Genomic DNA, 22,210 nt, shown 5'->3' with positions numbered 1-22,210 from the left:
CCCCCCAATCCTCCCCGCCCGCCGGCCCCCGCGCCCGCCCCCCCCCCCCCGTTGGATCAGGCCGCGGCCTCGGCCGCGACGATCGTCGGCTTCGAGCGGAAATTCAGCCGGTCGGAGCCGGCCGTCACCTTGACGGTCGAGCCGTCCAGGATGTCGCCGAGCAGGATCTTTTCCGCCAGCGGATCCTGTAAGTCCTTCTGCATCACCCGCTTCAGCGGCCGCGCGCCATAGGCTGGGTCGTACCCCTTGGCCGCCAGCCAGTCGATCGCCTCCTGGTCGAGCGCAAGCGTGATCTTGCGGTCGGTCAGCAAGTTCTCCAGCCGCTTGAGCTGGATTTCGACGATGCGGCCCATATCCTGCCGGCGCAGCCGATGGAACAGGATCACCTCGTCGACACGGTTGAGGAACTCCGGCCGGAACGATGCCCTGACGACGCCCATCACCTCGTCGCGCACGGCGTCGACATCCTGGTCGTCGCGGAGATTGACCAGATATTCAGCGCCGAGGTTGGATGTCATGATGATCAGCGTGTTGCGGAAATCGACGGTACGGCCCTGGCCGTCGGTCAGGCGGCCGTCGTCGAGCACCTGCAACAGCACGTTGAAGACATCCGGGTGCGCCTTCTCGATCTCGTCGAACAGCACGACCTGATAGGGCCGGCGCCGCACCGCTTCGGTCAGCGCACCGCCCTCCTCATAACCGACATAGCCGGGAGGCGCGCCGAGCAGCCGCGCGACCGAGTGCTTCTCCATGAACTCCGACATGTCGATCCGCACCATCGCGCTCTCGTCGTCGAACAGGAAGTTCGCCAGCGCCTTGGTCAGCTCGGTCTTGCCGACGCCCGTCGGTCCGAGGAACATGAACGAGCCGATCGGCCGGTTCGGATCCTGCAGGCCGGCACGTGCACGACGCACGGCTTTCGATACCGCCTGCACCGCTTCGCCCTGCCCGACGACTCGCTTGCCGATCTCGTCTTCCATGCGCAACAGCTTGTCGCGTTCGCCCTGGAGCATCTTGTCGACCGGAATGCCGGTCCACCGAGAGACGATATGGGCGACGTGATCCGGGGTGACCACCTCTTCGACCATGCCGGCCTTGCCGTCCTGCGTCTCGGCTTCCCTGAGCTTCTTTTCCAGCTCCGGGATCTTGCCATAGGCGAGCTCGCCGGCACGCTGGAACTCACCCTTGCGCTGGGCAATGGCCAGTTCGTTGCGGGCCTCGTCGAGCTGCTTCTTGAGGTCGGCGGCGAGCCCGAGCTTTTGCTTCTCGGCCTGCCATTTGGCGGTGATCTCGGTCGATTCCTCCTCAAGGCCGGAGAGTTCCTTTTCCAGGCGGGCGAGCCGGTCCTTCGATGCATCGTCCGTCTCGACCTTCAGCGCCTCGCGCTCGATCTTGAGCTGCATGATGCGGCGGTCGATCTCGTCCAGCGCCTCCGGCTTGGAATCGACCTGCATCCTCAGCCGCGAGGCGGCCTCGTCGACAAGGTCGATCGCCTTGTCCGGCAGGAAGCGATCGGCGATGTAGCGATTGGACAGCGTCGCCGCCGCCACCAGCGCCGAGTCGGAGATACGCACCTTGTGGTGCTGCTCGTACTTCTCCTTCAAGCCGCGCAGGATCGAAACAGTGTCTTCCACCGTCGGCTCATCGACGAAGACGGGCTGGAAGCGGCGGGCAAGGGCGGCGTCCTTCTCGACATGCTTGCGATATTCGTCCAGCGTGGTCGCACCAACGCAGTGCAATTCGCCGCGTGCCAGCGCCGGCTTCAAAAGGTTGGACGCATCCATGGCACCTTCCGCCTTGCCGGCACCGACCAGCGTGTGCATCTCGTCGATGAACAGGATGATCCCACCGGCGGCGGCGGTAACTTCCGAAAGCACTGCCTTGAGCCGCTCCTCGAATTCGCCGCGATATTTGGCGCCGGCGATCAGCGCACCCATGTCGAGCGCCATCAGCTGCTTGTCTTTCAGCGATTCCGGCACGTCGCCATTGACGATGCGCAGCGCCAGACCTTCGGCGATCGCCGTTTTGCCGACGCCGGGCTCGCCGATCAGGACCGGATTGTTCTTGGTGCGGCGCGACAGCACCTGGATGGTGCGGCGGATCTCGTCGTCACGGCCGATGACCGGATCGAGCTTGCCGGAGCGGGCGTCGGCGGTGAGGTCGCGCGCGTATTTCTTCAGCGCGTCATAGCCCTGTTCGGCACTCGCCGAATCGGCGGTGCGGCCCTTGCGGACGTCATTGATGACCTGGTTGAGCGCCTGTGGCGTGACGCCGGCCTTGGCCAGGATTTCGGCGGTCTTGGCCGACTTCTCGACCGCGAGCGCCGTCAACAGACGCTCGACGGTGACAAAGCTGTCGCCGGCTTTCTTGGCCACGTCCTCGGCCGTCGAAAACACCTTGGCCAGAGGTTGCGCCAGATAGAGCTGGCCGTTGCCGCCTTCCACCTTGGGCATCGCCTCGAGCGCCGTTTCGACGCCAAGCTTGACGTCGCGGACGCTGCCGCCGGCGCGCTCGATCAACGACGCGGCCAAACCCTCATCGTCGTCGACGAGTACTTTCAGGATATGTTCGGGAGTGAATTGCTGGTGGTTGCGCGAGAGCGCCATGGTCTGCGCGGACTGGATGAAGCCGCGCACGCGCTCGGAGTATTTCTCGAGGTTCATATCTGTCTCCTTCCATCACCGGCCCGCTTCGCGGCACCGGATCAGATTGCGGTGACGGACCCGCTCATTCGAGCCGGATCCCGTTCAGCCGAGATATGGTATGTGGTCCATGCTGTCTCAAGACGCCTTGATGTCGGTCAAAGCATAATATTCCGCGGCCGCGCAAACGAAAACGGCGGAGATTGCTCTCCGCCGTTCAACGTCGTGAAATACCGTTCGATCAGTTGTCGATGTCGACATTCACCGGTTCGGCGTTGCCGCTGTCGACCGGAGCCGCGGTCACCTCGCCCGCATTGGCAGTGTCGTTGCCGCCTTGAGCCTGATCGGCATTGGCGCGCGGACGGCGCGGGCGCCTCGGGCGACGGGCGGCACCGCTCTCGGCGGCCGCCTCGTTGCGCTCGGCCTGGGCGGCCAGATCTGCCGGCGAAAGATGCTCGAACAGCGGGGCAGGCTCGGCTGCCGCAACTGTCTCGGCTGGCGAACCGGCTTCTGCCTGGGCCGGTGTCTGCGCCGGGGCCTCGCTTGGCTGCTGCTGGCCGCCTTGCTCGGTGGACGAACCATAGTCGCGCTGGGCGTTCTGGCTGTAACCGCCATTGGGGCGGCGATCGCGATGGCGCCCGCCATTGTTGCGCCCGCCATTGTCCCGATTATCTCGACCCGTTTCCCGGTTCAGCGCGACCTCGACCGGCATGCCTTCGACAACAGGCTGCGGACCGGCGCCATGGTTGATCACCGGAACCGGCACATCCGAAATGTTGTTGCCAGCATTGCCGGCATTCTCGAACTCGTCGCGGTCCTCATCGCCGTCATCGTCGAAATCGTCGCGATTCTGCTGCACGTTCTGGATCGGCATCTGTGCCTGCGCGGCCGCGATGATGCGATTGTAATGTTCGGCGTGCTGGAGATAGTTCTCAGCCATGACCCGGTCGCCGGAGCTTTGCGCGTCACGAGCGAGGGTGGCGTATTTTTCGGCGATCTGCTGAGCCGATCCGCGGATTTTCACGTCCGGACCGTTGCTCTCGTAGTTGCGCGTCAGGGGATTTGGCCCCTTGCGGTTGTTGTTGTTATTATTGTTGTTACCGCCGCCGCCATTGTTGTTGCGACCGCGCATGCGCCTGTTCTGCTGTTGTGGCCTCATTCGACTCTCTTCATTTTGAAATTTTCGAAAACTCGTCACGAACGGAGGCGCTCATGCAGCCAGCCGTTTCGTTTCTTCACCGGCGTTCGCCCGCATCGATTGCGTTGGCGCCACGTGCCATCCTGTTCCGGTTACATCACTTGCCGGACGATTCCCGCACGAAGCTTGGGCGTCGTTTGCGCAAGAAGGCAGCTATTTCCAAGGGAACCGAATCGCTAAGAGCACTGCCTGCTTCGTCTCATCCGGTTGACGCGACCCTAGCCGCATTCCCCGGCATTGCCAAGCGCTTTTTTCGCACTGCGTCAAGGCTTTCCCCGGTGAAAGACAAGAACCCTGTCGTTTCCGCCAAGGTCCTTAAACATCCCGCCGACCGCATATCCGGCCGTTCGGAATATATCACTGACCTCGATGCGTTGCGTGTGGCCGACCTCGACCGCGATCCTGCTTTCGGCTTCCAAAAACCTTGCCGCCTCGGCGGCGATGATCCTGTAGGGATTCAGCCCGTCCACGCCGCCATCCAAGGCCAGGCGCGGGTCGAAATCGCGGACTTCGTCCTGCAGATTTCCAATGCCTTCCGACGGTATATAGGGAGGGTTTGCGGCAATTACATGGTATCGGCCAGAAACTTTTTCAAGCCAGTCCGACTGGAGCGCCGTGAACCGGTCGGCAAGCCCGAATTGCCCGGCATTGCGGGTCGCCGTCGCCAACGCGCCTGCCGAAATATCGACGCCGGTGGCAATCGCGGCCGGTACGGCGCTGAGCAGCGCCAGGGCGATGGCGCCCGTGCCGGTGCCGAGATCGAGGATGCGGCACTCGCCCTCCCGCGCCGCTGTCGCCTTGACGAAGGGCAGTACCGCTTCGACAAGCGTTTCGGTGTCCGGCCGCGGCTCCAGCGTTTCCGGGGACAATGACAGGCGCAGACCATGGAATTCCCGGTAGCCGAGGATGCGGTGCACCGGCTCGCCGCCGGCTCGCCGTCGCAGGGCCGCGTCGATCTGGGCAAGCGCGCCGGCAGCCACCTTGCGCTCGGGATCGGCAATGGCCTGCGTGCGCGTCGTGCCGGAGAAATGTTCGACGAGCAGCCTCGCATCGAGCGCCGGATCATCGACGGCGGCGGCGGCGAGCCTGGCCCGCGCTTCCCGCAGCAAGGCTCCGAGCGTCTCGGGCAGATGGTCAGCCATCAAGGCCGATATCGGCCAGCAGCTTCGACTGATGATCGGCGATCAGCGCGTCGATGACTTCGTCGAGTTCGCCCATCATCACCCGGTCGAGCTTGTAAAGCGTCAGGTTGATGCGGTGGTCGGTGACGCGGCCTTGCGGGAAATTGTAGGTGCGGATGCGCTCCGAGCGGTCGCCGGAGCCGACCTGCGACTTGCGCGATTCCGAGCGCTCCTCGTCCGCCTTGCTGCGTTCCATGTCATAGAGCCGCGCCCGCAGGATCTGCATGGCCTTGGCCCGGTTCTGGTGCTGCGACTTCTCCGCCTGAACCACCATGATGCCTGTCGGCAAATGGGTGATGCGCACCGCCGAATCGGTGGTGTTGACGTGCTGGCCGCCGGAACCCGAGGCGCGCATCGTGTCGATGCGGATGTCCTCGGCCCTGATGTCGATGTCGACCTCTTCGGCCTCCGGCAGCACGGCGACCGTCGCTGCCGAGGTGTGGATGCGGCCGCTCGCCTCAGTCGCCGGCACGCGCTGCACGCGATGCACGCCGGATTCGAATTTCAGATGGGCAAACACACCCTTGCCGGAAATCGTGGCGATGATTTCCTTGAAACCGCCGGCATCGCCGTCGCTGGCCGACACCGTCTCGAACCGCCAGCCGCGCGCGGCGGCATAGCGCTCATACATGCGAAACAGGTCGCCGGCGAAGAGTGCGGCCTCGTCGCCGCCGGTGCCGGCGCGGATTTCGAGGATGGCGTTCTTGTCGTCTGCGGCATCTCTGGGCAGAAGCAGGATCTGAATGTCCTTTTGCAGCGCCTCGATGCGTTTCTCCACGCCCGGCAGGTCGGCCTCGGCCAGCGCCCGCATCTCGGCATCGGTGCCCTTGTCGGCAAGCATCGCTTCGAGGTCGGCCTGCTCATGCTCGGCCTCGCGCAGCGCCCTGACCTTGGCAACCATGTCCTGGATTTCGGCATATTCCGACGCCATCCGAACATAGGCGTCCGGCGCCGGCCCGGCCGACATCTGCGCTTCGAGCATCTCGAAACGCTTGACGACTTGGTCCATACGGTCGCGGGGAAGATTGATCATGGCAAAGGCTACAGGGGAATGGAGCGGTCGTCGGCAAAGGCCTGCAGCAGCGCCCGCATCGGCAGCCCCTGCGCCGGCGCCATCAGATTGTCGTCGAAGAACGCCTGCAACTCGCTTAGCGGCAATTCCGTCAGCATGGCCTTGACCGGGCCGATGGAGGCCGGCGACATCGAGATCGACCGGAAACCGAGACCGACCAGCGCCATCGCCGAGATCGGCTTGCCGGCGAGTTCGCCGCACAGGGTCACTGGCGTGTGATTGCGGGCGCCGGCATCGGCGATCTGCTTGAGCACGCGCAGGAACGGCGTCGATAACGTATCGAAGCGGTTGGCCAGTTGCGTATTGCCGCGATCGACCGCCATGACGAACTGGAACAGATCGTTCGAACCCACCGAGACGAAGTCGACCGCCTTCATCAATTCGTCGAGCTGGAACAGCAGCGACGGCACTTCCAGCATGGCGCCCAGCTTCAGGCTGGTCGGCAGGTGATGGGCGAAGCGCGAGAGGTGCCGCACCTCGCGGTCGATGATCTCGCGCGCCTGGGCGATCTCACCGAGCTCGGTCACCATCGGCAGCATCAGCTTGAGCTCGCGCCCGCCGCTGGCCTTGAGCAAGGCGCGGATCTGGGTGCGCAGCAATCCCGGCCGGTCGAGGGTGAGGCGGATTGCCCGCCAGCCAAGCGCTGGATTCTCTTCCTGGATCGAGCCCTTGAAGTAGGGCAGCACCTTGTCGCCGCCAATGTCGATGGTGCGGAAGGTGACCGGCTTGCCGCGCGCCGCCTCGAGCACGTCGCGATAGAGTTTCTCCTGAGCCTCGGCGCGGGGGAAGGTAGAAGCGACCATGAACTGCAGTTCGGTGCGGAACAGGCCGATGCCGGCCGCACCCGCCTCGGCCAATTGCGGCAGGTCGACGGCAAGCCCGGCATTCATCAACAGATCGACCTGGACGCCGTCCTTGGTCGTCGACGGCTTCTTGCGCAGCTCGCGATAGACTTCCTGCCGGCGCGCGCGAAAACGCACCTTTTCGGCGTAGGCGGCTTCGAGGTCGGACTGCGGCCGCAGATGGATCGCGCCCTCTTCGCCGTCGACGATGATGGCATCGCCGTTTTCCGCCATGGAAACGGCGCCCTTCATCTGGCCGGCGACCGGAATTCCCATGGCGCGCGCGACGATCACGACGTGGCTGGTGGCAGCGCCATCCTCGAGCACCAGCCCGCGCAGCTTGTCCCGGGGATAATCGAGCAGTTCGGCCGCGCCCATCGAGCGGGCGACGATGATGGCGTCCTTCGGCAAGGAGGCGGCGACGTCCTCCGGGCCGCGCCCCATCAGCTGGCGCAGCAGCCGGTTGGCGAGATCGTCGAAATCGCTCATCCGCTCGCGCAGATACGGATCGGTCATGTGCAGCATGCGGGCTCGCATGTCGCTCTGCACCTTTTCCACCGCCGCCTCGGCCGTCAGGCCGTTGCGGATCGCCTCTTCCAGGCGGCGCACCCAGCCGCGGTCGTTGGCGAACATGCGGTAGGCTTCCAGCACCTGGCGATGTTCGCCTTCGAAGGCGACGTCGCGGCGCTCCAGCATGTCGTCGATGGAGAGCCTGAGCGAACCAAGCGAGGCGTCGAGCCGCCGGACCTCTTCCTCGCTGTCCTCGTTGAACAGATTGGTGACGACGATGCGCGGCTCGTGCAGCACGACGTGGCCAAGCCCGACGCCGTCGTTGAAGGACAGGCCGGTGAAACTCACAGGGCGGCGCAGGTCGAGCTCAAGGCCCGGCCGGGTCAGCCGCGCCAGGTCGCCGGTGGCGATCATCTCGGCGATGACCATCGCCGTCGTTTCCAGCGCCTCGACCTCGTCGTCGCGGTAGTGGCGCATGGTCTTGTTCTGCACCACCAGCACGCCGAGCGTGCGCCCTGCCCGCAGCACCGGCACGCCGAGGAAGGAATTGTAGATCTCCTCACCGGTCTCCGGCAGGTAGGCGAAGGCCGGGTGTTCCTGCGCGTTGGACAGGTTGAGCGGCCGCGCGCTGGCGGCGATCGTGCCGACCAGGCCTTGGCCCAGCCGCAGCTGCGCCAGGTGGACGGCGTTCGGGTTCAAACCTTCGGTGGCGTAGAGCTCGAGCACCGAATCGGAGCGCAGCACATAGAGCGAGCAGACCTCGGCAACCATGTTGGAGGCGATGTCGCGCACGATCCGGTCGAGCCGCTCCTGCGGCTCCAGCGGCTCCTGCATGAGCTCGCGGAGCCGTTTCAGCAGAACGCGCGGGCCACTGGCCGGGTCACGCATCGCGGCTTCTTCTCCAATGGGCATTTTGCCCGCCCCAGTTTCCACCGCGGCCGGCGCACACGCAACTCAAATCAGTCTGGCTACTGCTTATCCAGACCGTAGACGGAATGCAAAGTACGAACCGCCAGTTCCGTGTACGGACCGTCGATCAGTATCGAAATCTTGATCTCGGAGGTCGTGATGGCGCGGATGTTGATCGAACGGTCGGCCAACGCCTTGAAGGCTGTGGCGGCGACGCCGGCATGGCTGCGCATGCCGATGCCGATGACCGAAACCTTCGACATGCCGGCTTCCGACTGCACGACATCGTAGCCGACCTCGGCCTTCAGCCGGTCGAGCACGGCAAGCGCCTTGTCGACGTCGCCGGACGGTACGGTGAAGGTCATGTCGGTGAACTTGCCGTCCTCGGAAATGTTCTGGACGATCATATCGACATTGATGTTGGCCTCGGCCAGCGGGCCGAAGATGCCGGCGGCGACGCCCGGCCGGTCGCCGACGCGACGCAGCGAAATCTGCGCTTCGTCCTTGGCATAGGCAATTCCGGTGACGACCTGCTGTTCCACGATCTCTTCCTCGTCGCAAATAAGCGTTCCCGGAGGATTGAGCAAATCCCCCATTCCGGGCGCATCGGGATCGTCGAAAGACGACCGCACGAAGGTACGCACCCTGTGCACCATGGCAAGCTCGACCGAACGCACCTGCAGAACCTTGGCGCCGAGCGAGGCCATTTCAAGCATTTCCTCGAACGATATCTTGGCCAGCCGGCGCGCCTTCGGCTCGATGCGCGGATCGGTGGTGTAGACGCCGTCGACGTCGGTGTAGATATCGCAACGATCGGCCTTGACCGCCGCGGCGATGGCCACGGCGCTGGTGTCGGAGCCGCCGCGCCCGAGCGTGGCGATGCGATTGTCCGGGCCGATGCCCTGGAAGCCGGCGATGACAGCCACCTGTCCCTCGCCGAAGCGCTTGACCAGGAAGGCGCCGTCGATGTCGAGAATACGCGCCGCGCCATGCGCGTTGTCGGTCTTAATCGGGATCTGCCAGCCCTGCCAGGACCGCGCATGAACGCCCATGTTCTGCAAGGTGATCGCCAGCAAGCCGGCCGTCACCTGCTCGCCCGAGGCCACGACGGCGTCATATTCCCGCGCGTCGTGCATCGGCGAGGCTTCGCGCGTCCATTGGACCAACTCGTTGGTCTTGCCGGCCATCGCCGAAACCACCACCGCCACCTCGTGGCCAGCGTCGACCTCGCGCTTGACGTGACGCGCCACATTGCGGATGCGGGCGATGTCGGCGACGGAGGTCCCGCCGAATTTCATCACGATACGCGCCATGGAAGCGAAATGCCTTTGACTGAAGCCGGCTCGACGCCGAAGCGGAAGAAAGCGCCCGACTGTCGCCGGCCGCTGAATGCGCGGCCTCCTTAGCCAAAACCTCCAGATTTCGCAAGCGATGGCTGACGACAACGATCCCTGCCGGAGTTGCAGCCGGATGCAAGCCTCCTGGCAATCCGGGCATATTCCCTGTGATAGGCTGGTCCGCGTACCTCAAGCTGGACGAGATATCATGACCGAGACCCTGGAAATCGTCCGTTTCCGGCTCAAGCCCGGAACTGAGGTGGGATTTGTCGCCGCCAATGGCCTGGTCAGCGACTGGCTGGCGCGGCAACCGGGTTTCCTTGGCCGGCATCTGGCCAGGCATGACGATGGCGACGGTTGGATCGAGATCGTGCGGTGGCAGGGCTTGGAACAGGCCCTCGCCGCGGCCGGGCGGATCATGGCCGAGATCGGCGATTGCGACGCCATGCAGGCGATCGACCCAGCTAGCGTCGACATGCGTCATGCCACGGTCGTGCTCTCCAGATGATTTCGGTTCCGTCCGTCGTACGGGAGGTGGCGCAGCTATGTCTTGAGATCTGCTGAGGTCAGGTCGGGCGAGCCGTTCCCGGCCGGCGTCGTCTGAACATCAAGATACGGTGCGCCACAGGCCGGGATAGTCGAGCACGAAACCGGATGCCGAGACACCAAGCACCGCATCGTAGCCGAACACGGGCGCGGCATAGGCGTAGCGGACCGCGTCGAGACGCCGGTAGGTCTGGTCGAGACGCATGAGCCTGAAATCGGGAAAAGCGAGATAGGCCGCCGGTGCGGGCGTCGCCTTGCCGACGCCAAGCTCAAAACGGCGGATTGCCAGCAGGTTCGAAGCCGGCGTGAAACCGAGATCGACATCGACAAGACCGGCGACATCCGCTTGGCGTGCGCCGTTCAGCGTCCATTGACCGTCGGCAAGCCGCTCGATCTCGTAGTGCAGGGCTTCCACGCCGAGAAAACCGTCGACACGCGCCGAGCGCGTGCGCCAGCCGGCATCGCAATCCACCTCATAGGCAAGGCCGCACGGTTTGCCGTCCTGGACAAAAAGTGCCTGGCCCTTAAGGCTTCGCCCGCCTTCGGTTTCCGCAAGCAGGCAGGCGTCGTGGCCCTCGAGATCAAGCCGGCGCCAGAGGACTGAAGCGAGGATCCGCATCGTCGCACTCCCGTCTGAGGACAATGCCTCCTCTTCGTCCGCAAAAGCAGCCCTGTTTCCCTCTCGAGCCGATCAAGCTGCCATGTGCTGACAAAATCGCGGCCGGCAATACCGGCTCGCGCGACGCCATTGTCGGTCCGTCTGGCGGCACGCGAAAAAACCTGCCTTGACTTTCCCGGCCGGGAACCCGACTTGCTAGCGTTCGAGGAGACCCGCCATATGCCAGAGCCCCGCCGATCGACCATCGATGCCGGAGAAGTGGAACGCTTCTCCGCCCTTGCCGCCGAGTGGTGGAACCCGAATGGCAAGTTCCGCCCGCTGCACAAATTCAATCCGGTCCGGCTCGCCTATATCCGCGACCAGGTGGCGGCGCGGTTTGGCCGCGACCCGCGCGCCGCGCGGCCGTTCGAAGGCCTGCGCTTTCTCGACATCGGCTGCGGCGGCGGCCTTTTGTGCGAGCCGATGGCGCGGCTCGGCGCCGAAGTGGTCGGCGCCGACGCTTCGGCGACCAATATCGAGGTGGCGAAACTGCATGCGGCCGAGGGCAATGTGAACGTCGACTATCGCGCCACGACGGCCGAGGACCTGGCCGATGCCGGTGAAAAATTCGACGTCATCCTCAACATGGAAGTGGTGGAGCACGTCGCCGACATCGACCTGTTCGTCGCCAAATGCGGCGAGATGGTCAAGCCGGGCGGCATCATGTTCGTGGCCACCATAAACCGCACGCTGAAGGCGCTGGGGCTGGCCATCATCGGCGCCGAATACGTGTTGCGCTGGCTGCCGCGCGGCACCCACCAGTTCGGCAAGCTGGTGCGCCCGGAGGAGCTTGAAAAGGCGCTCGGCGGCGCCGGCCTGACCGTCATCGACCGAACCGGCGTAACCTACAATCCGCTAGCCGACCGCTGGTCGCGGTCGAAGGACATGGACGTCAACTACATGGTGCTGGCGGAAAAGGCATCGGTCTGACCAACCACTGCGGAATGCGGCGGACGGGTGCAATACCGTTTACGCCTTTTGGCTTTGCGCCCTGGTGGTGATGAACACGCCGGCGGTGATGATGACCGCGCCTGCCCAGGTCAGCAACTGATAGTGCTCGCCAAGAAAGATCGTGCCGGCAAACAGCCCGACGGCCGCCGCCACATAACCGATCTGGCTGAGGTAGACCGGCCCGCCGACCGCCTGAAGCCGAAAGAAGAAGGCGAACATCGCCGACGCCGACGCGACCTGCGCGACGACCACCAGCGGCACGGCGCCAAGCGGGGCGAAAGCCTTGACGCCGAACAGCGCGAGAATACCGGCGAGCAACAGCGCGGCCGACGCCAGGTGGCTGCCGGCGGCAAGCTCGATCGGCCCAGTCGCTTTCGGCCAGTCGACCGTTCGGTAGATGTTGCCGGCGGCAAGACTGACCGGAATGAGCAATCCCATGACCACCCAGAAGAAATCGGCCGGCTGGCCGGCCTCGCCGCGCGTCAGCGCCACCATGACGGCGCCGATAAAACCGACGACGATGCCGGCTATTCCCAGCATGTTGGGCCGCCGGACACGCAACAGAATCGAGAACACCAGCGTTATCACGGGCGACAGCGTGAACATGATGCCGGTATAGCCGGCCCCAAGATGCGGTATGGCGGAGAACATCAGAAGATTGGGCAAGGCATAGGACACCGCCGCGGTGACGAAGAAATAGCGCAATTTGTGCGCACTGAGCCGGATGCTCTGGCCGCGCAGCAGCAATGCGCATAGCAGCACGCCGCCGGCACCGAACGAAATGACGAAGGCCCAGACCATGGCCGGCACGCCTGCCGCGGTGGCGAGCTTGCCGAAGGGCAGCGTCAGGCCGAGCAGGCCGCCGGTAACGACCAGCAGGCCGAGCGCCGAATCCCAGAGAAGTTTCATGATCGTGCCCTATCGTACGCGGCCCTTGGCCAGCATTGCATCTTGAGGTAAGATAACGCAAAGATGCTTAACGTCAAGATATATAGCGGTAAGACAATGGACAGGGCAGCGCGGGCGATCGAACAATGGAAACGGGAACGGCCGGATCTGGATGTCTCGCCGATGGCCGTGCTTGGGCGATTGAACGAGGCGGCGTCGCTTATCGCCCGTGAACGCCTCGCGCCGCTGTTTGCGCGCTTTGGATTGCAGTCGGGGGAATTCGACGTGCTGGCGACGCTGCGCCGCTCAGGTTCGCCCTACGCGCTGACACCGACCGCGCTCTATGAAGCGACGATGGTGACGTCCGGCGCCATGACCAACCGGCTCGACCGGCTCGAAGCGTCCGGACTGATCCTGCGGGCGCCGCACCCCAACGACCGGCGCGGCCTCGTCGTGCGGCTGACCGAGAAGGGGCTCGCGCTGATTGATGAGGCTGTCAGTGCCCATGTCGCCAACGAGCACAAGATACTTGCGGGCCTAACCAATGCCGAGCAGCAGACGCTCGCCCGCCTGCTTGAGAAACTGATCGGCAGTGTGAGTTGATCGCTCAGTTGCGGTCGTCGGGAAATACCGGGATCGGCATGAATTCCACGCCGTCATCGGCCAGGCTCTTGGCCTCTTCCAGCGTCGCCTCGCCATAGATGCCGCGCGGGTCGGTTTCGCCGAAATGGATCTTGCGCGCTTCCTCGGCAAACTTGTCGCCGACATAGTCGGCATTCTCGCGCACTTTCGCGGCCATTGCCTTCAGCTGCGCCAGCGCCTGCTTCTGCGCCTCGCCCATGGCGAGCGCTATCGTTTCCTGCTTGCGTGCCGTCGACACCGCCGGCGCCATCAAGGCTTTCTGCACCTTGTGCGAGCCGCAGGTCGGGCAATCGACGAAGCCGCGCTTTTTCTGCGTGTCGAAATCTTCGTTGCTGCGAAACCAGCCTTCGAATTCGTGCTCGTGCTCGCAGACTAGGGAAAAGCGGATCAAGAGGCGGCCCCCCTGAGACGCGGCGTCTCGCCCGAACCGGCATTGACGGCGAAATCCTGCGCATTTTTGAGGTTGGGGATCTTCTTGCGGGCCGCGACCGACTGCGCCGGGTCGATCTCGGCGACGATGACCGCCGGTTCGTCATGCGCGGCTTCGGCGATGATGCGGCCCCACGGATCGACGATCAGCGAATGGCCATAGGTCTCGCGGCCGTCCTCGTGCAGGCCGCCTTGCGCGGCGGCCACGACGTAGGCGCCGTTTTCGATGGCGCGCGCCCTGAGCAGCACGTGCCAGTGCGCCTCGCCCGTCTGGCGGGTGAAGGCGGCGGGTACGGAAAGCAGGTCGGCGCCGGCCAGCGCCTCGGCGCGGAACAATTGCGGGAAACGCAGGTCATAGCAGACCGCAAAACCCAGTTTCGCGCCGCCGATGTCGGCGACGACAGCCTCGGTGCCGGGTTCGTAAGCGGCGGATTCGCGCCAGCTCTCGCCATTGTCGAGATCGACGTCGAACATATGGATCTTGTCGTAGGTCGCGAGCGTGGCGCCGTCCGGCCCGAACAGCAGCGCGCGGTTGGCGAGCTTGCCGTCGGCGCGCAGGATGGCGGTCGAGCCGATATGCAGGAACACGCCAAGGTCGCGCGCCAGCCCGTGCGCAGTGGAAACGATGATGTCCTTGTCCTGCGACGTGAAGGATGCGGCGCGCGCGTGCCTGTCACGGATCAGCGCCCCGGTCATCTCCGGCGTCTGGATGTAGGTGGCGCCCTGGCTCGCGGCTTCGCGCACCAGCCGTTCGAGATCGACCGCGTTGCGCTCGGGGCTCTCGCCCGAACGCATCTGGATCGCAGCGGCCTTGAAAACACCCATCGTCATATCCCCTCAAATCGTCGCGCCGTTGGCGAGCAGTTTGTCCAGCCGTCCTTCTGCCTCCAGTTCGTGGAGGTCGTCGCAACCGCCGACATGCGTGTCGCCTATGAAAATCTGCGGAAAAGTCGCGCGTCCGTGAGCGCGCGAAATCATCTCCTGGCGCAGTTCCGGCGAGAAGGAGGCGTCGTGCTCCGTATAGGCGACGCCCTTGCGCTCCAAAAGCCGCTTGGCTGCCGTGCAATATCCGCACATCATGCGGGTGTAGATCGTGACATCGGGCATGACGGATTCCGCTGTTCGTTGCCGACTTATATAGGGGCGGACTCGTCGGCCCGAAAGTCCCCCGGCAGCACACGCGCAAAGGTCAGCACGTCGACCGCGGCCGCACCCCCTCTTTTCAGCGCCTTGGTGGCGGCGCGCACGGTGGCGCCGGTGGTGTACACATCGTCGATCAACAGCACCCTGCGGCCGGCAATCTCGATCTCCGCCTCGACCGGCACCCGAAAGGCCGCCCGAACATTCTCCTCGCGCTCCTGTCGCTCCAGACCGACCTGCTGACGGGTGAGTTTTACGCGCCGCATGGCCGAGGGCGCGAAAGGCAGGCCGCTGAGCTCGCAAACCGCCCGCGCCAGTTCCGCCGACTGGTTGAACCGCCGCCGCAAGAAACGCCGCCAGTGCAGCGGCACCGGCACCACTACGTCCGCGTCGGCGATGAGATCGGCTCCCGCGCGCACCATCCAGCGCGCCATCCATGGCCCGAGATCCGTGCGGTCCTGGTATTTCAGCCCTTGCACCATCTGGCGGGCGACGCCGGAATAGGCGACGGCTGCCCGCGCGCGCTCGAAGGGCGGCGGATCGGCTATGGCTTCCGCCGACAGGAACCCTTCGCCCATATGGTGGGTGAACGGCGTGCCCATGACCGGGCACCAGGGCCGTTCCAGCAGCCGCAGCTTCGGCCAGCAGGCGCCGCACAGCACGCCGGGCTGCGAGACATGCCGCCGGCAACCCGCACAGACCGGTGGAAACAGGATACGCGCCGGCCAGCCGAGGGCCGACCGGGCCAGGCTCCTGATCTCGACGGACTTGATCTTGGGCATCGGATCGGCCACGTGGTTGGTGCTCCGCGCCGGGTATACCAACTATATCGGGGTGCGGACAAACAAGGATTTTCCAGTTGCAGCCCATAATGGATACTTCTCTCTGGCTGGCGCACAAGCGGCGCGCGCTCGCCCATCCGGTCGACGGCGCCGATTTCCTCATGAACCGCGTCGCCGAGGACCTTGCCGACCGATTGGGTGCCGTCGAGCGCAAGTTCGGCAAGGCAGCGGTGCTGTTCTGCCAGACGCCTGCGGCAGCCAAAATGCTCGCCGAAAGCGGCAAGGTGACGGATATTGTCCGCGTCGAAACGCACGCGGCTTTCCTGGGTGGCGCCGCCGGCCTGGTCGCCCCGCTGGAAACAGTACCCTTCGAGCCGCAAAGCCTCGATCTTGCGGTGTCGCTTCTGTCGCTGCAGGCGATGAACGACATACCCGGCATGCTGATCCAGATCCGCCGCGCATTGCGGCCGGACGGGCTCTTCCTTGGCGCGTTTGCAGGTGCCGGCACGCTCGGGGAATTGCGCGAAAGCCTGCTTGCCGCCGAAACCGAGCTCCATGGCGGCGCCAGTCCGCGCGTCGTTCCTTTCACCGACGTGCGCGACGCCGGCGCGCTTCTGCAACGCGCCGGCCTCGCGCTGCCGGTCGCCGACGTCGAGACGGTCACCGTGCGCTATGCCGATCTGTTCGCGCTGATGGCGGATCTGCGTGCCATGGGCGAAACCAGCGCGCTCGCCGACCGCAGCCGTCGGCCGGGCTCGCGCAGGCTGTTTGCCCGCGCGGCGGAAATCTACGCCGAACGGTTTTCCGATCCGGACGGCCGCGTCAGGGCAAGTTTCTCGATCGTCTGGATGTCCGGCTGGGCGCCCGACGCTTCGCAGCAAAAGCCACTGAAGCCGGGTTCGGCCAAGGTCTCGCTGAAGACAATACTGGAGGTTCCCGACGGACAATGATCGGGGTCAGGCGCAGCCTGCCAGGTCAGGGCGCGAAGGCGTTCGCAAGCCTGCTGCCGTTGTCGCTGAACAGCCAGGTGATCGCGTTGAAGACCTGACCGATGCCGGCAACGATCGCCAGCGACAATACAGTGACGATCAGGCCATATTCGACGGCCGTGGCGCCGGTCTCGTCCTTCAGAAATCGCAGTAGCACTGCTTTCATGACCTCAATCCCTCTGGCCCCGACCTTACCGCCGATCTGTTAAGAAAGGTTAACGGCAAAGGCTTAACAGGCGATGAAACCGTCGCCTTTCCGCAATCTGTTAACCCTCAGCAGTCGCCGCTGCGCCTGCCGTCCGACCGGATGATGCAAACCGAATCGGGTTGCGCCTGCAGCACGCTGCGGCGCACCGTATAGGTGCCGCGATGGCTGATCGAACCGGTGGCCGTCATGTCGAGACCGCCGGAAAAAACGTCGCGGGCCGACTGCGAACGCGTCTGACTGTCGAGGAAAGGCGTCGCGATCAGCGCCAGCGCCACCGCGGCGGACCCGAACAGCAGCGTGACGCGCAGTATACCCATGCCCGCATCGGCGGCGCGAAAGCTGCGGTCGGGCCGGATCGAATCCCAATCCCTGTCCAGGCTCATTTTGTGGCTCCCAGCGAATGCGCGGTGTGGCCGCGATGCCACAATTTTTCACGGCAAGATAAATCTTCGATTAACACTGGCTTATGCGGCAACGGTCCGGACCGAGAAGTCGCGCCGGCGCCCGAAACGAAAACCGGCCTGTGCGCTACAACCGCTGTGTCCTACAGAAGATCGATGAGGAACGGGATCAACGGCGCGTCGGCCGGCGGCATCGGATAATCGCGCATCTGCTTTGGCCGCACCCATTTCAGCGCCTGGCCTTCCCTGGGCTGGGCGATGCCGCGGAAGCGGCGGCAGATGAAGAGCGGCATCAGAAGATGGAAGTCGTCATAGGAATGGCTGGCGAAGGTGAGCGGCGCCAGGCACGGAATTTCGGTCTCGATACCGATCTCCTCGTGCAGTTCACGGATGAGGCACTGCTCCGGCGTCTCGCCGGGCTCGACTTTGCCGCCGGGAAACTCCCACAGGCCGGCCAGTTGCTTGCCCTCGGGCCGCTGCGCCAGCAGCACCCGGCCGTCGGCATCGACCAGCGCGCAGGCGGCGACCAGGAGCAGGCGCTTGCCGGCGATCGTCACATCATTCATGGCCGATTTCACCCATGAACAGGCGGCCGGCGGTAGTGGTAGCGATAGACCTCGTCGAAGCCGAGCGAATGGTAGAGCGCCAGCGCCGGCACATTGCCGGCCTCGACCTGCAGCCACGCTTCCCGCGCGCCGCGCAGCCGCGCCCATTTCAGCGCCGACAGGATCAGGTTGCGGCCATGGCCCTTGTTGCGCGCCGACTTGTCGGTGGCGACCTCGAACAGGCCGGCGAGATCGCCGTCATGCACGCAGATCAGCGTCGCCAGCGGCTCTGCTCCGTCCTCGAGCGCGAACAGCCCGGCCTCGGGCTGGATGGCGCCGATGATCTCCGACAGGCCAGGCCGCAGCGCAACGTCCGAGCCGCTGACCTTGAGCGACGCGCCGATGAAGCGGCTGATGTCCTTGAGCGGAATCTGATCCATGGCGGCGTCGAGTTGCGCGTCGGCCAGCGGCAGCCGCATGACCAGCGATTCGTCAAATCGGCTCCAGCCCTCCTTGTCGAGATGATTGGCCAGATCGGGACCGGACAGCGGCGACATGCGGAACGTCAGCGGCCGTCCATAGGCGTCGAAACGGCGGCTGGCGCGGCCGATGCGGTCGGCGATGTGCTGGGTGTCGCCGGGATCGAGCGGATTGACCGAATTCAGACGTTTGGCCGGATGGCCGGCGGTCAGCCGCACCACCCAGGTGCCGTCATAGTGGACGGCCGCCGCCGGCCAGGCGCGAAAGCCTGCCGCCTCGTAGCGGCGCACGGTCGCGAGCATGCTCGCCGGGTGGCGCGAGACCAACTCGATCAGCTCCGGTAATCGCCATTGATGGCGACATATTCCTTGGTGAGGTCGCAGGTCCACACCGTTGCCTTGCCGCGGCCGATGCCGACATCGGCGCGGATGCGGATATCGTCGCGCTTCATGTAGGCCGAGGTCTTTTCTTCCGAATAGCCCGGGTCGCGCTCGCCCTCATGCGCCAGCCTGTTGTCGCCGAACCAGATCGACAGGCGATCGCGGTCGGCGGGCTCGCCGGCCTTGCCGACCGCCATGACGACGCGGCCCCAATTGGCGTCCTCGCCGGCGACCGCCGTCTTGACCAGCGGCGAATTGGCGATCGACAGCGCGATGCGCTTGGCCGAGCGGGCCGATTTCGCGCCGGTGACGTTGACTTCGACCTGCTTGCGGGCGCCCTCGCCGTCGCGCACCACTTGCAAAGCCAGCGACTTCAGCACCTTGCCGAGCGCCCGGCGGAACGCGCCGAGACGGGCGTCCTTGGGATCGGTGATATCAGGCGCGCCGCGCTTCGCGGCTTTGCCGGTGGCGAAGAGCAGCAACGTGTCGCTGGTCGAGGTGTCGCTGTCGACGGTGACCGCGTTGAAGGTCTTGGCCGTGCCTCGCGACAGCAGATCCTGCAGCACCGGGGCCGCGATCGGCGCGTCGGTGGCGATGAAGGACAGCATCGTCGCCATGTCGGGCGCGATCATGCCGGCGCCCTTGGCGATGCCGTTGATGGTGACGTCGGCGTCGCCGAGCTTCACCGTCTGCGTCGCCACTTTCGGATAGGTATCCGTGGTCATGATGGCCTTTGCCGCCTCGGTCCACAGGTCCGGCTTGCCGCCGCTGACCAGCCCGGCGAGCAGATGGCTGAATTTTTGGGCGTCGAGTGGCTCGCCGATGACGCCGGTCGAGGCCAGGAAGACCTCGCCTGGGGTGCAGCCGGCCGCCTTGGCCGCCGCCTCGCCGGTCAGCGCGGTTGACTCCCGTCCCTTCCTGCCGGTGAAGGCATTGGCGTTCCCGGAATTGACGACCAGCACCCGCGCCTTGCCGGCGCCAAGGTTCTGCCGGCAGAAATCGACCGGCGCCGAGGGGCATTTCGACTTGGTGAACACGCCGGCGACCGCGGTGCCCGCGTCGAAGACCATGGCCAGCAGGTCGGTGCGGTTCTTGTACTTAATTCCCGCCTCGGCGGTGGCGATGCGCACCCCGTCTATGGCCGGCATCTGCGGATATTTCTTCGGCGCAAGCGGGGAAATCGACGTGGACATGGGGCCTCGGGCGGGAAAATCGCAAGGGGAAGGCCGGTTTGCCCGATACGACGCGCCGGCGCAAGGGCGTTTTCGTCGCCTGACGACGGCCAGTCCGGCCCGGCCGGCAGCTTTCATGATAGGAATTTTTTCTTGACAGGGTGAGTGCAGCTATGGTAGATATTTACCTATGGTGCAAATTTGCGCCAATGACCCGCCAAACGGCGGGTTTTCGTTTTGATGTTTCCCACCAACGCGCCGGCGAGCGCTCCGAAGGAAATCCGTTGGACCGGATTGCTTCCAGCGGCTCGAAAACGGGCAGCAGCTCGAAACGGGCCGTTTCGTTTAACCGTCGGGTCACGTATATTCCCTGCAAAATTATTGGCGAAGGATCACAGCCATGGCCGGAGAGGCGGACACGCCGCGCAAATCGATCGGCGCGCGGCGCAATCCCGACAGCGCCGGCGCCATTCTCGATGCCGCCGAGGCCGTGCTGGTCGAGGCCGGCTATGCCGGCTTTTCGATCGAGGCCGTGGCGCGCCGCGCGCGCGCCGGCAAACCGACGATCTATCGCTGGTGGCCGAGCAAGGCCGCGCTGCTGCTCGAAGTCTACCAGCGCCAGAAACGCGTCGAAACTCCCGATACCGGAAGCCTGGAAGAGGATTTGGTCGGCTTCCTGATGAACCTGTTCTCGCACTGGCGCGAGACATCGTCGGGCAGCGTGTTCAAATCGCTGATCGCCGAGGCGCAATCCGATGACACCGCGGCCGCAGCCCTTGCCGGCTACGCCGGTGGACGCCGCGTCCACACCGGCCAGATCATCGAACGCGCCAAGGCGCGGGGCGAGGTCGCAGCCGATGTCGACGCCGCACTGGTCGCCGAACTCGTCGCCTCCTATGCCTGGAGGCATCTGCTGATCAACCGGCTCGACGAGCCCGAAGCGACGATTCGCCAGGTGGTGCGCTATGTAACGCGGGGCATAGCCGCGCCCGGCAGGAGTGACAGGACGAAGCACGGCGCCCTGTCATGATCAGGCGATTGCCAAGGCAGCCAATCGTCGAATTTGGCGCCGCCCCTCATCTGCCTGCCGGCATCTTCTCCCCGTATAGTGACGGGGAGAAGGGGCAAATTTCGGCCTTGGCGCCGTTCTTCAACGCCGGCGATTGGCGAAACCATCGATGACGGCCGTCCTTCTCCCCGTCACTATACGGGGAGAAGTGCCCGGTCCACCTCCGCAGCTGCTGCGGAGGACGGGCAGGGCGATGAGGGGCGGCGCCGACGCCCGACGGGCAAACTCGGGGCGGATGCCCTACCTGCCGCAGAGCCTTACTTGGCGCTTTCCAGCGTATCGATGGTCTTTTTCAGGTTGGCATCGGGGATCTCGACCTTGGCCCCGGCGCGCAGCGACTTGACCAGCGCGAAATACTTGTCGCGGATGACCGCCTGCTTGGCCTGGTCCTTGACGTCGTCGAAGGCCGGCGGCTGCTTGGTGCGCTTGTCCTCGAGCTTGATGACATGCCAGCCGAACTGCGACTGCACCGGCTGCTCGGTGTACTTGCCGACCTCGAGCGCCAAGGCCGCCTTGTCGAATTCCGGCACCATCTGGCCAGGTCCGAACCAGCCGAGATCGCCGCCATTGGACTTGCCTGAGGGATCGCTGGTGTGCTCGTTGGCGAGCTTCTGGAAGTCGGCGCCGCCGTCGAGCTGCTTGATGATCGCCTCGGCCTCTTCCTTCGTCTTCACGAGGATGTGACGAGCATGCACCTCGTTGGTGGGCGGCGTGTTGGCGATCTCCTGATCGTAGCGGGCGCGGACCTCGGCATCGGTGACCTTGTCGACGACGCCCTTCTCGACCATCTCGCCATGCAGCGCGCGCTGCTGCAGGAAGGCCATGCGGCGCTGGAAGTCGGGATCCTTGTCGAGGCCGGTGGCGACCGCCTGGGCGGCCATGACGCGGATCTCGATGGCCGCCGAAAGCGCCGCGGCGCGGCGCTGTTCGGGCGGCAGCTGCGCGAACTGCTGCGACAGCTCGCCCTCGGCGAGCACCAGGTCGGCCTCCGTCAGCGGCTGGCCGTTGACCGTGGCGACCACGGTGTTGGGATCGACCGGAGCCGCCGCAGGTGCGGGTGCGGCACCTGCCGGGGCGGGAGCGGCTTCCTGCGCCATCGACGGCGACAGGCAAAGAGCCGACAACCCGAATGCCAGGCCAAGGCTGGCGAACGACGCGCGGCGGAACAACAAGGACATAAACATGACTCCGGTGAAGGATTAGCAGAATTGCAAAAGAGCGGGCGGCTTCCAGATCGGC

The 22,210-nt window shown here is 65.0% G+C and carries 23 protein-coding genes; 5 read left to right on the top strand and 18 right to left on the bottom strand.

Features of this window, described 5'->3' with window-relative positions:
* Positions 1–56: 56 nt before the first annotated feature.
* The 6 genes from clpB to NKI49_RS17535 form a co-directional block, all read right to left on the bottom strand.
* A complete protein-coding gene (clpB, locus tag NKI49_RS17560) occupies positions 57–2,663 on the bottom strand; it encodes an ATP-dependent chaperone ClpB (RefSeq protein WP_352607287.1) in 2,607 nt (868 codons plus the stop codon).
* Positions 2,664–2,883: 220 nt separating this feature from the next.
* Complete coding sequence (locus NKI49_RS17555; protein WP_352607285.1) at positions 2,884–3,801, bottom strand: DUF4167 domain-containing protein; 918 nt, start codon at positions 3,799–3,801, stop codon at positions 2,884–2,886.
* A gap of 302 nt (positions 3,802–4,103) precedes the next feature.
* On the bottom strand, positions 4,104–4,982 hold the full coding sequence (prmC, locus tag NKI49_RS17550; protein WP_352607283.1) for a peptide chain release factor N(5)-glutamine methyltransferase: 879 nt from the start codon (positions 4,980–4,982) through the stop codon (positions 4,104–4,106).
* A complete protein-coding gene (gene prfA, locus NKI49_RS17545; RefSeq protein ID WP_352607281.1) occupies positions 4,975–6,054 on the bottom strand; it encodes a peptide chain release factor 1 in 1,080 nt (359 codons plus the stop codon). Before prfA ends, prmC begins: the two co-directional genes overlap by 8 nt.
* Before the next feature lie 8 nt (positions 6,055–6,062).
* The gene (gene ptsP, locus NKI49_RS17540) at positions 6,063–8,333 is read right to left on the bottom strand and encodes a phosphoenolpyruvate--protein phosphotransferase (RefSeq protein ID WP_352607291.1); all 2,271 of its coding nucleotides are present in this window, start codon (positions 8,331–8,333) and stop codon (positions 6,063–6,065) included.
* 80 nt (positions 8,334–8,413) lie between these two features.
* Positions 8,414–9,667: an aspartate kinase gene (locus tag NKI49_RS17535; protein WP_027023235.1), complete on the bottom strand. Its 1,254-nt coding sequence runs from the start codon at positions 9,665–9,667 to the stop codon at positions 8,414–8,416.
* Positions 9,668–9,899: 232 nt separating this feature from the next.
* Between NKI49_RS17535 and NKI49_RS17530 the strand changes: the two genes are divergently transcribed.
* Positions 9,900–10,199, top strand: coding sequence for an antibiotic biosynthesis monooxygenase family protein (locus NKI49_RS17530; RefSeq protein ID WP_352607279.1), 300 nt, complete (start codon positions 9,900–9,902; stop codon positions 10,197–10,199).
* A 99-nt stretch (positions 10,200–10,298) separates the two neighbouring features.
* On the opposite strand, the gene NKI49_RS17525 is transcribed toward NKI49_RS17530, so the two are convergent.
* Positions 10,299–10,856, bottom strand: coding sequence for a putative glycolipid-binding domain-containing protein (locus tag NKI49_RS17525; protein WP_352607277.1), 558 nt, complete (start codon positions 10,854–10,856; stop codon positions 10,299–10,301).
* Between the two features lie 219 nt (positions 10,857–11,075).
* On the opposite strand from NKI49_RS17525, the gene ubiG reads away from it, so the two are divergent.
* The gene (gene ubiG, locus NKI49_RS17520; RefSeq protein ID WP_352607275.1) at positions 11,076–11,825 is read left to right on the top strand and encodes a bifunctional 2-polyprenyl-6-hydroxyphenol methylase/3-demethylubiquinol 3-O-methyltransferase UbiG; all 750 of its coding nucleotides are present in this window, start codon (positions 11,076–11,078) and stop codon (positions 11,823–11,825) included.
* A 39-nt stretch (positions 11,826–11,864) separates the two neighbouring features.
* Here the strand turns inward: ubiG and NKI49_RS17515 are convergent, their stop codons facing one another.
* Positions 11,865–12,755, bottom strand: coding sequence for a DMT family transporter (locus NKI49_RS17515; RefSeq protein WP_352607273.1), 891 nt, complete (start codon positions 12,753–12,755; stop codon positions 11,865–11,867).
* 96 nt (positions 12,756–12,851) lie between these two features.
* Between NKI49_RS17515 and NKI49_RS17510 the strand changes: the two genes are divergently transcribed.
* Positions 12,852–13,337, top strand: a complete 486-nt coding sequence (locus tag NKI49_RS17510) for a MarR family winged helix-turn-helix transcriptional regulator (protein WP_352607271.1) — start codon at positions 12,852–12,854, stop codon at positions 13,335–13,337.
* Between the two features lie 4 nt (positions 13,338–13,341).
* Here the strand turns inward: NKI49_RS17510 and NKI49_RS17505 are convergent, their stop codons facing one another.
* The 4 genes from NKI49_RS17505 to NKI49_RS17490 are packed head-to-tail and all read right to left on the bottom strand — an operon-like array spanning position 13,342 to position 15,739.
* The gene (locus tag NKI49_RS17505) at positions 13,342–13,767 is read right to left on the bottom strand and encodes a DUF1178 family protein (protein WP_352607269.1); all 426 of its coding nucleotides are present in this window, start codon (positions 13,765–13,767) and stop codon (positions 13,342–13,344) included.
* Positions 13,764–14,630 (bottom strand): carbon-nitrogen hydrolase family protein, encoded by an 867-nt coding sequence (locus NKI49_RS17500; RefSeq protein ID WP_352607267.1) that lies wholly within the window; start codon positions 14,628–14,630, stop codon positions 13,764–13,766. The genes NKI49_RS17505 and NKI49_RS17500 overlap by 4 nt, the downstream gene beginning before the upstream one ends.
* 12 nt (positions 14,631–14,642) lie before the next feature.
* Entirely contained in the window at positions 14,643–14,912 is a 270-nt protein-coding gene (gene grxC / locus NKI49_RS17495; protein WP_027023243.1) for a glutaredoxin 3, read from the bottom strand.
* Positions 14,913–14,938: 26 nt separating this feature from the next.
* Positions 14,939–15,739 (bottom strand): ComF family protein, encoded by an 801-nt coding sequence (locus tag NKI49_RS17490; protein ID WP_352607265.1) that lies wholly within the window; start codon positions 15,737–15,739, stop codon positions 14,939–14,941.
* A gap of 65 nt (positions 15,740–15,804) precedes the next feature.
* Here NKI49_RS17490 and NKI49_RS17485 point away from each other — a divergent pair, with 65 nt between their 5' ends.
* A complete protein-coding gene (locus NKI49_RS17485; RefSeq protein ID WP_352607263.1) occupies positions 15,805–16,677 on the top strand; it encodes a methyltransferase domain-containing protein in 873 nt (290 codons plus the stop codon).
* A gap of 25 nt (positions 16,678–16,702) precedes the next feature.
* Here NKI49_RS17485 and NKI49_RS17480 read toward each other — a convergent pair whose 3' ends face one another.
* From NKI49_RS17480 to argJ, 5 genes are all read right to left on the bottom strand, one after another.
* Positions 16,703–16,882, bottom strand: coding sequence for a Flp family type IVb pilin (locus NKI49_RS17480; protein ID WP_352607261.1), 180 nt, complete (start codon positions 16,880–16,882; stop codon positions 16,703–16,705).
* Positions 16,883–16,989: 107 nt separating this feature from the next.
* Positions 16,990–17,307: a hypothetical protein gene (locus NKI49_RS17475; protein ID WP_352607259.1), complete on the bottom strand. Its 318-nt coding sequence runs from the start codon at positions 17,305–17,307 to the stop codon at positions 16,990–16,992.
* Between the two features lie 161 nt (positions 17,308–17,468).
* Entirely contained in the window at positions 17,469–17,891 is a 423-nt protein-coding gene (locus tag NKI49_RS17470; RefSeq protein WP_352607257.1) for a (deoxy)nucleoside triphosphate pyrophosphohydrolase, read from the bottom strand.
* Positions 17,892–17,899: 8 nt separating this feature from the next.
* Positions 17,900–18,652, bottom strand: coding sequence for a GNAT family N-acetyltransferase (locus tag NKI49_RS17465; RefSeq protein ID WP_352607255.1), 753 nt, complete (start codon positions 18,650–18,652; stop codon positions 17,900–17,902).
* 29 nt (positions 18,653–18,681) lie between these two features.
* Positions 18,682–19,923 (bottom strand): bifunctional glutamate N-acetyltransferase/amino-acid acetyltransferase ArgJ, encoded by a 1,242-nt coding sequence (argJ, locus tag NKI49_RS17460; protein ID WP_352607253.1) that lies wholly within the window; start codon positions 19,921–19,923, stop codon positions 18,682–18,684.
* Positions 19,924–20,302: 379 nt separating this feature from the next.
* On the opposite strand from argJ, the gene NKI49_RS17455 reads away from it, so the two are divergent.
* Positions 20,303–20,932, top strand: a complete 630-nt coding sequence (locus tag NKI49_RS17455) for a TetR/AcrR family transcriptional regulator (RefSeq protein ID WP_352607251.1) — start codon at positions 20,303–20,305, stop codon at positions 20,930–20,932.
* 296 nt (positions 20,933–21,228) lie between these two features.
* Here the strand turns inward: NKI49_RS17455 and NKI49_RS17450 are convergent, their stop codons facing one another.
* On the bottom strand, positions 21,229–22,149 hold the full coding sequence (locus NKI49_RS17450; protein WP_352607249.1) for a peptidylprolyl isomerase: 921 nt from the start codon (positions 22,147–22,149) through the stop codon (positions 21,229–21,231).
* Positions 22,150–22,210: the final 61 nt, after the last annotated feature.

The sequence above is a fragment of the Mesorhizobium sp. M0587 genome (genome assembly GCF_040320945.1).
In the GTDB taxonomy this organism is placed as follows: Bacteria; Pseudomonadota; Alphaproteobacteria; order Rhizobiales; family Rhizobiaceae; genus Mesorhizobium.
The sequence above is the reverse complement of the archived record's forward strand: the minus strand, read 5'-3'. Positions and strand labels throughout refer to the sequence as shown.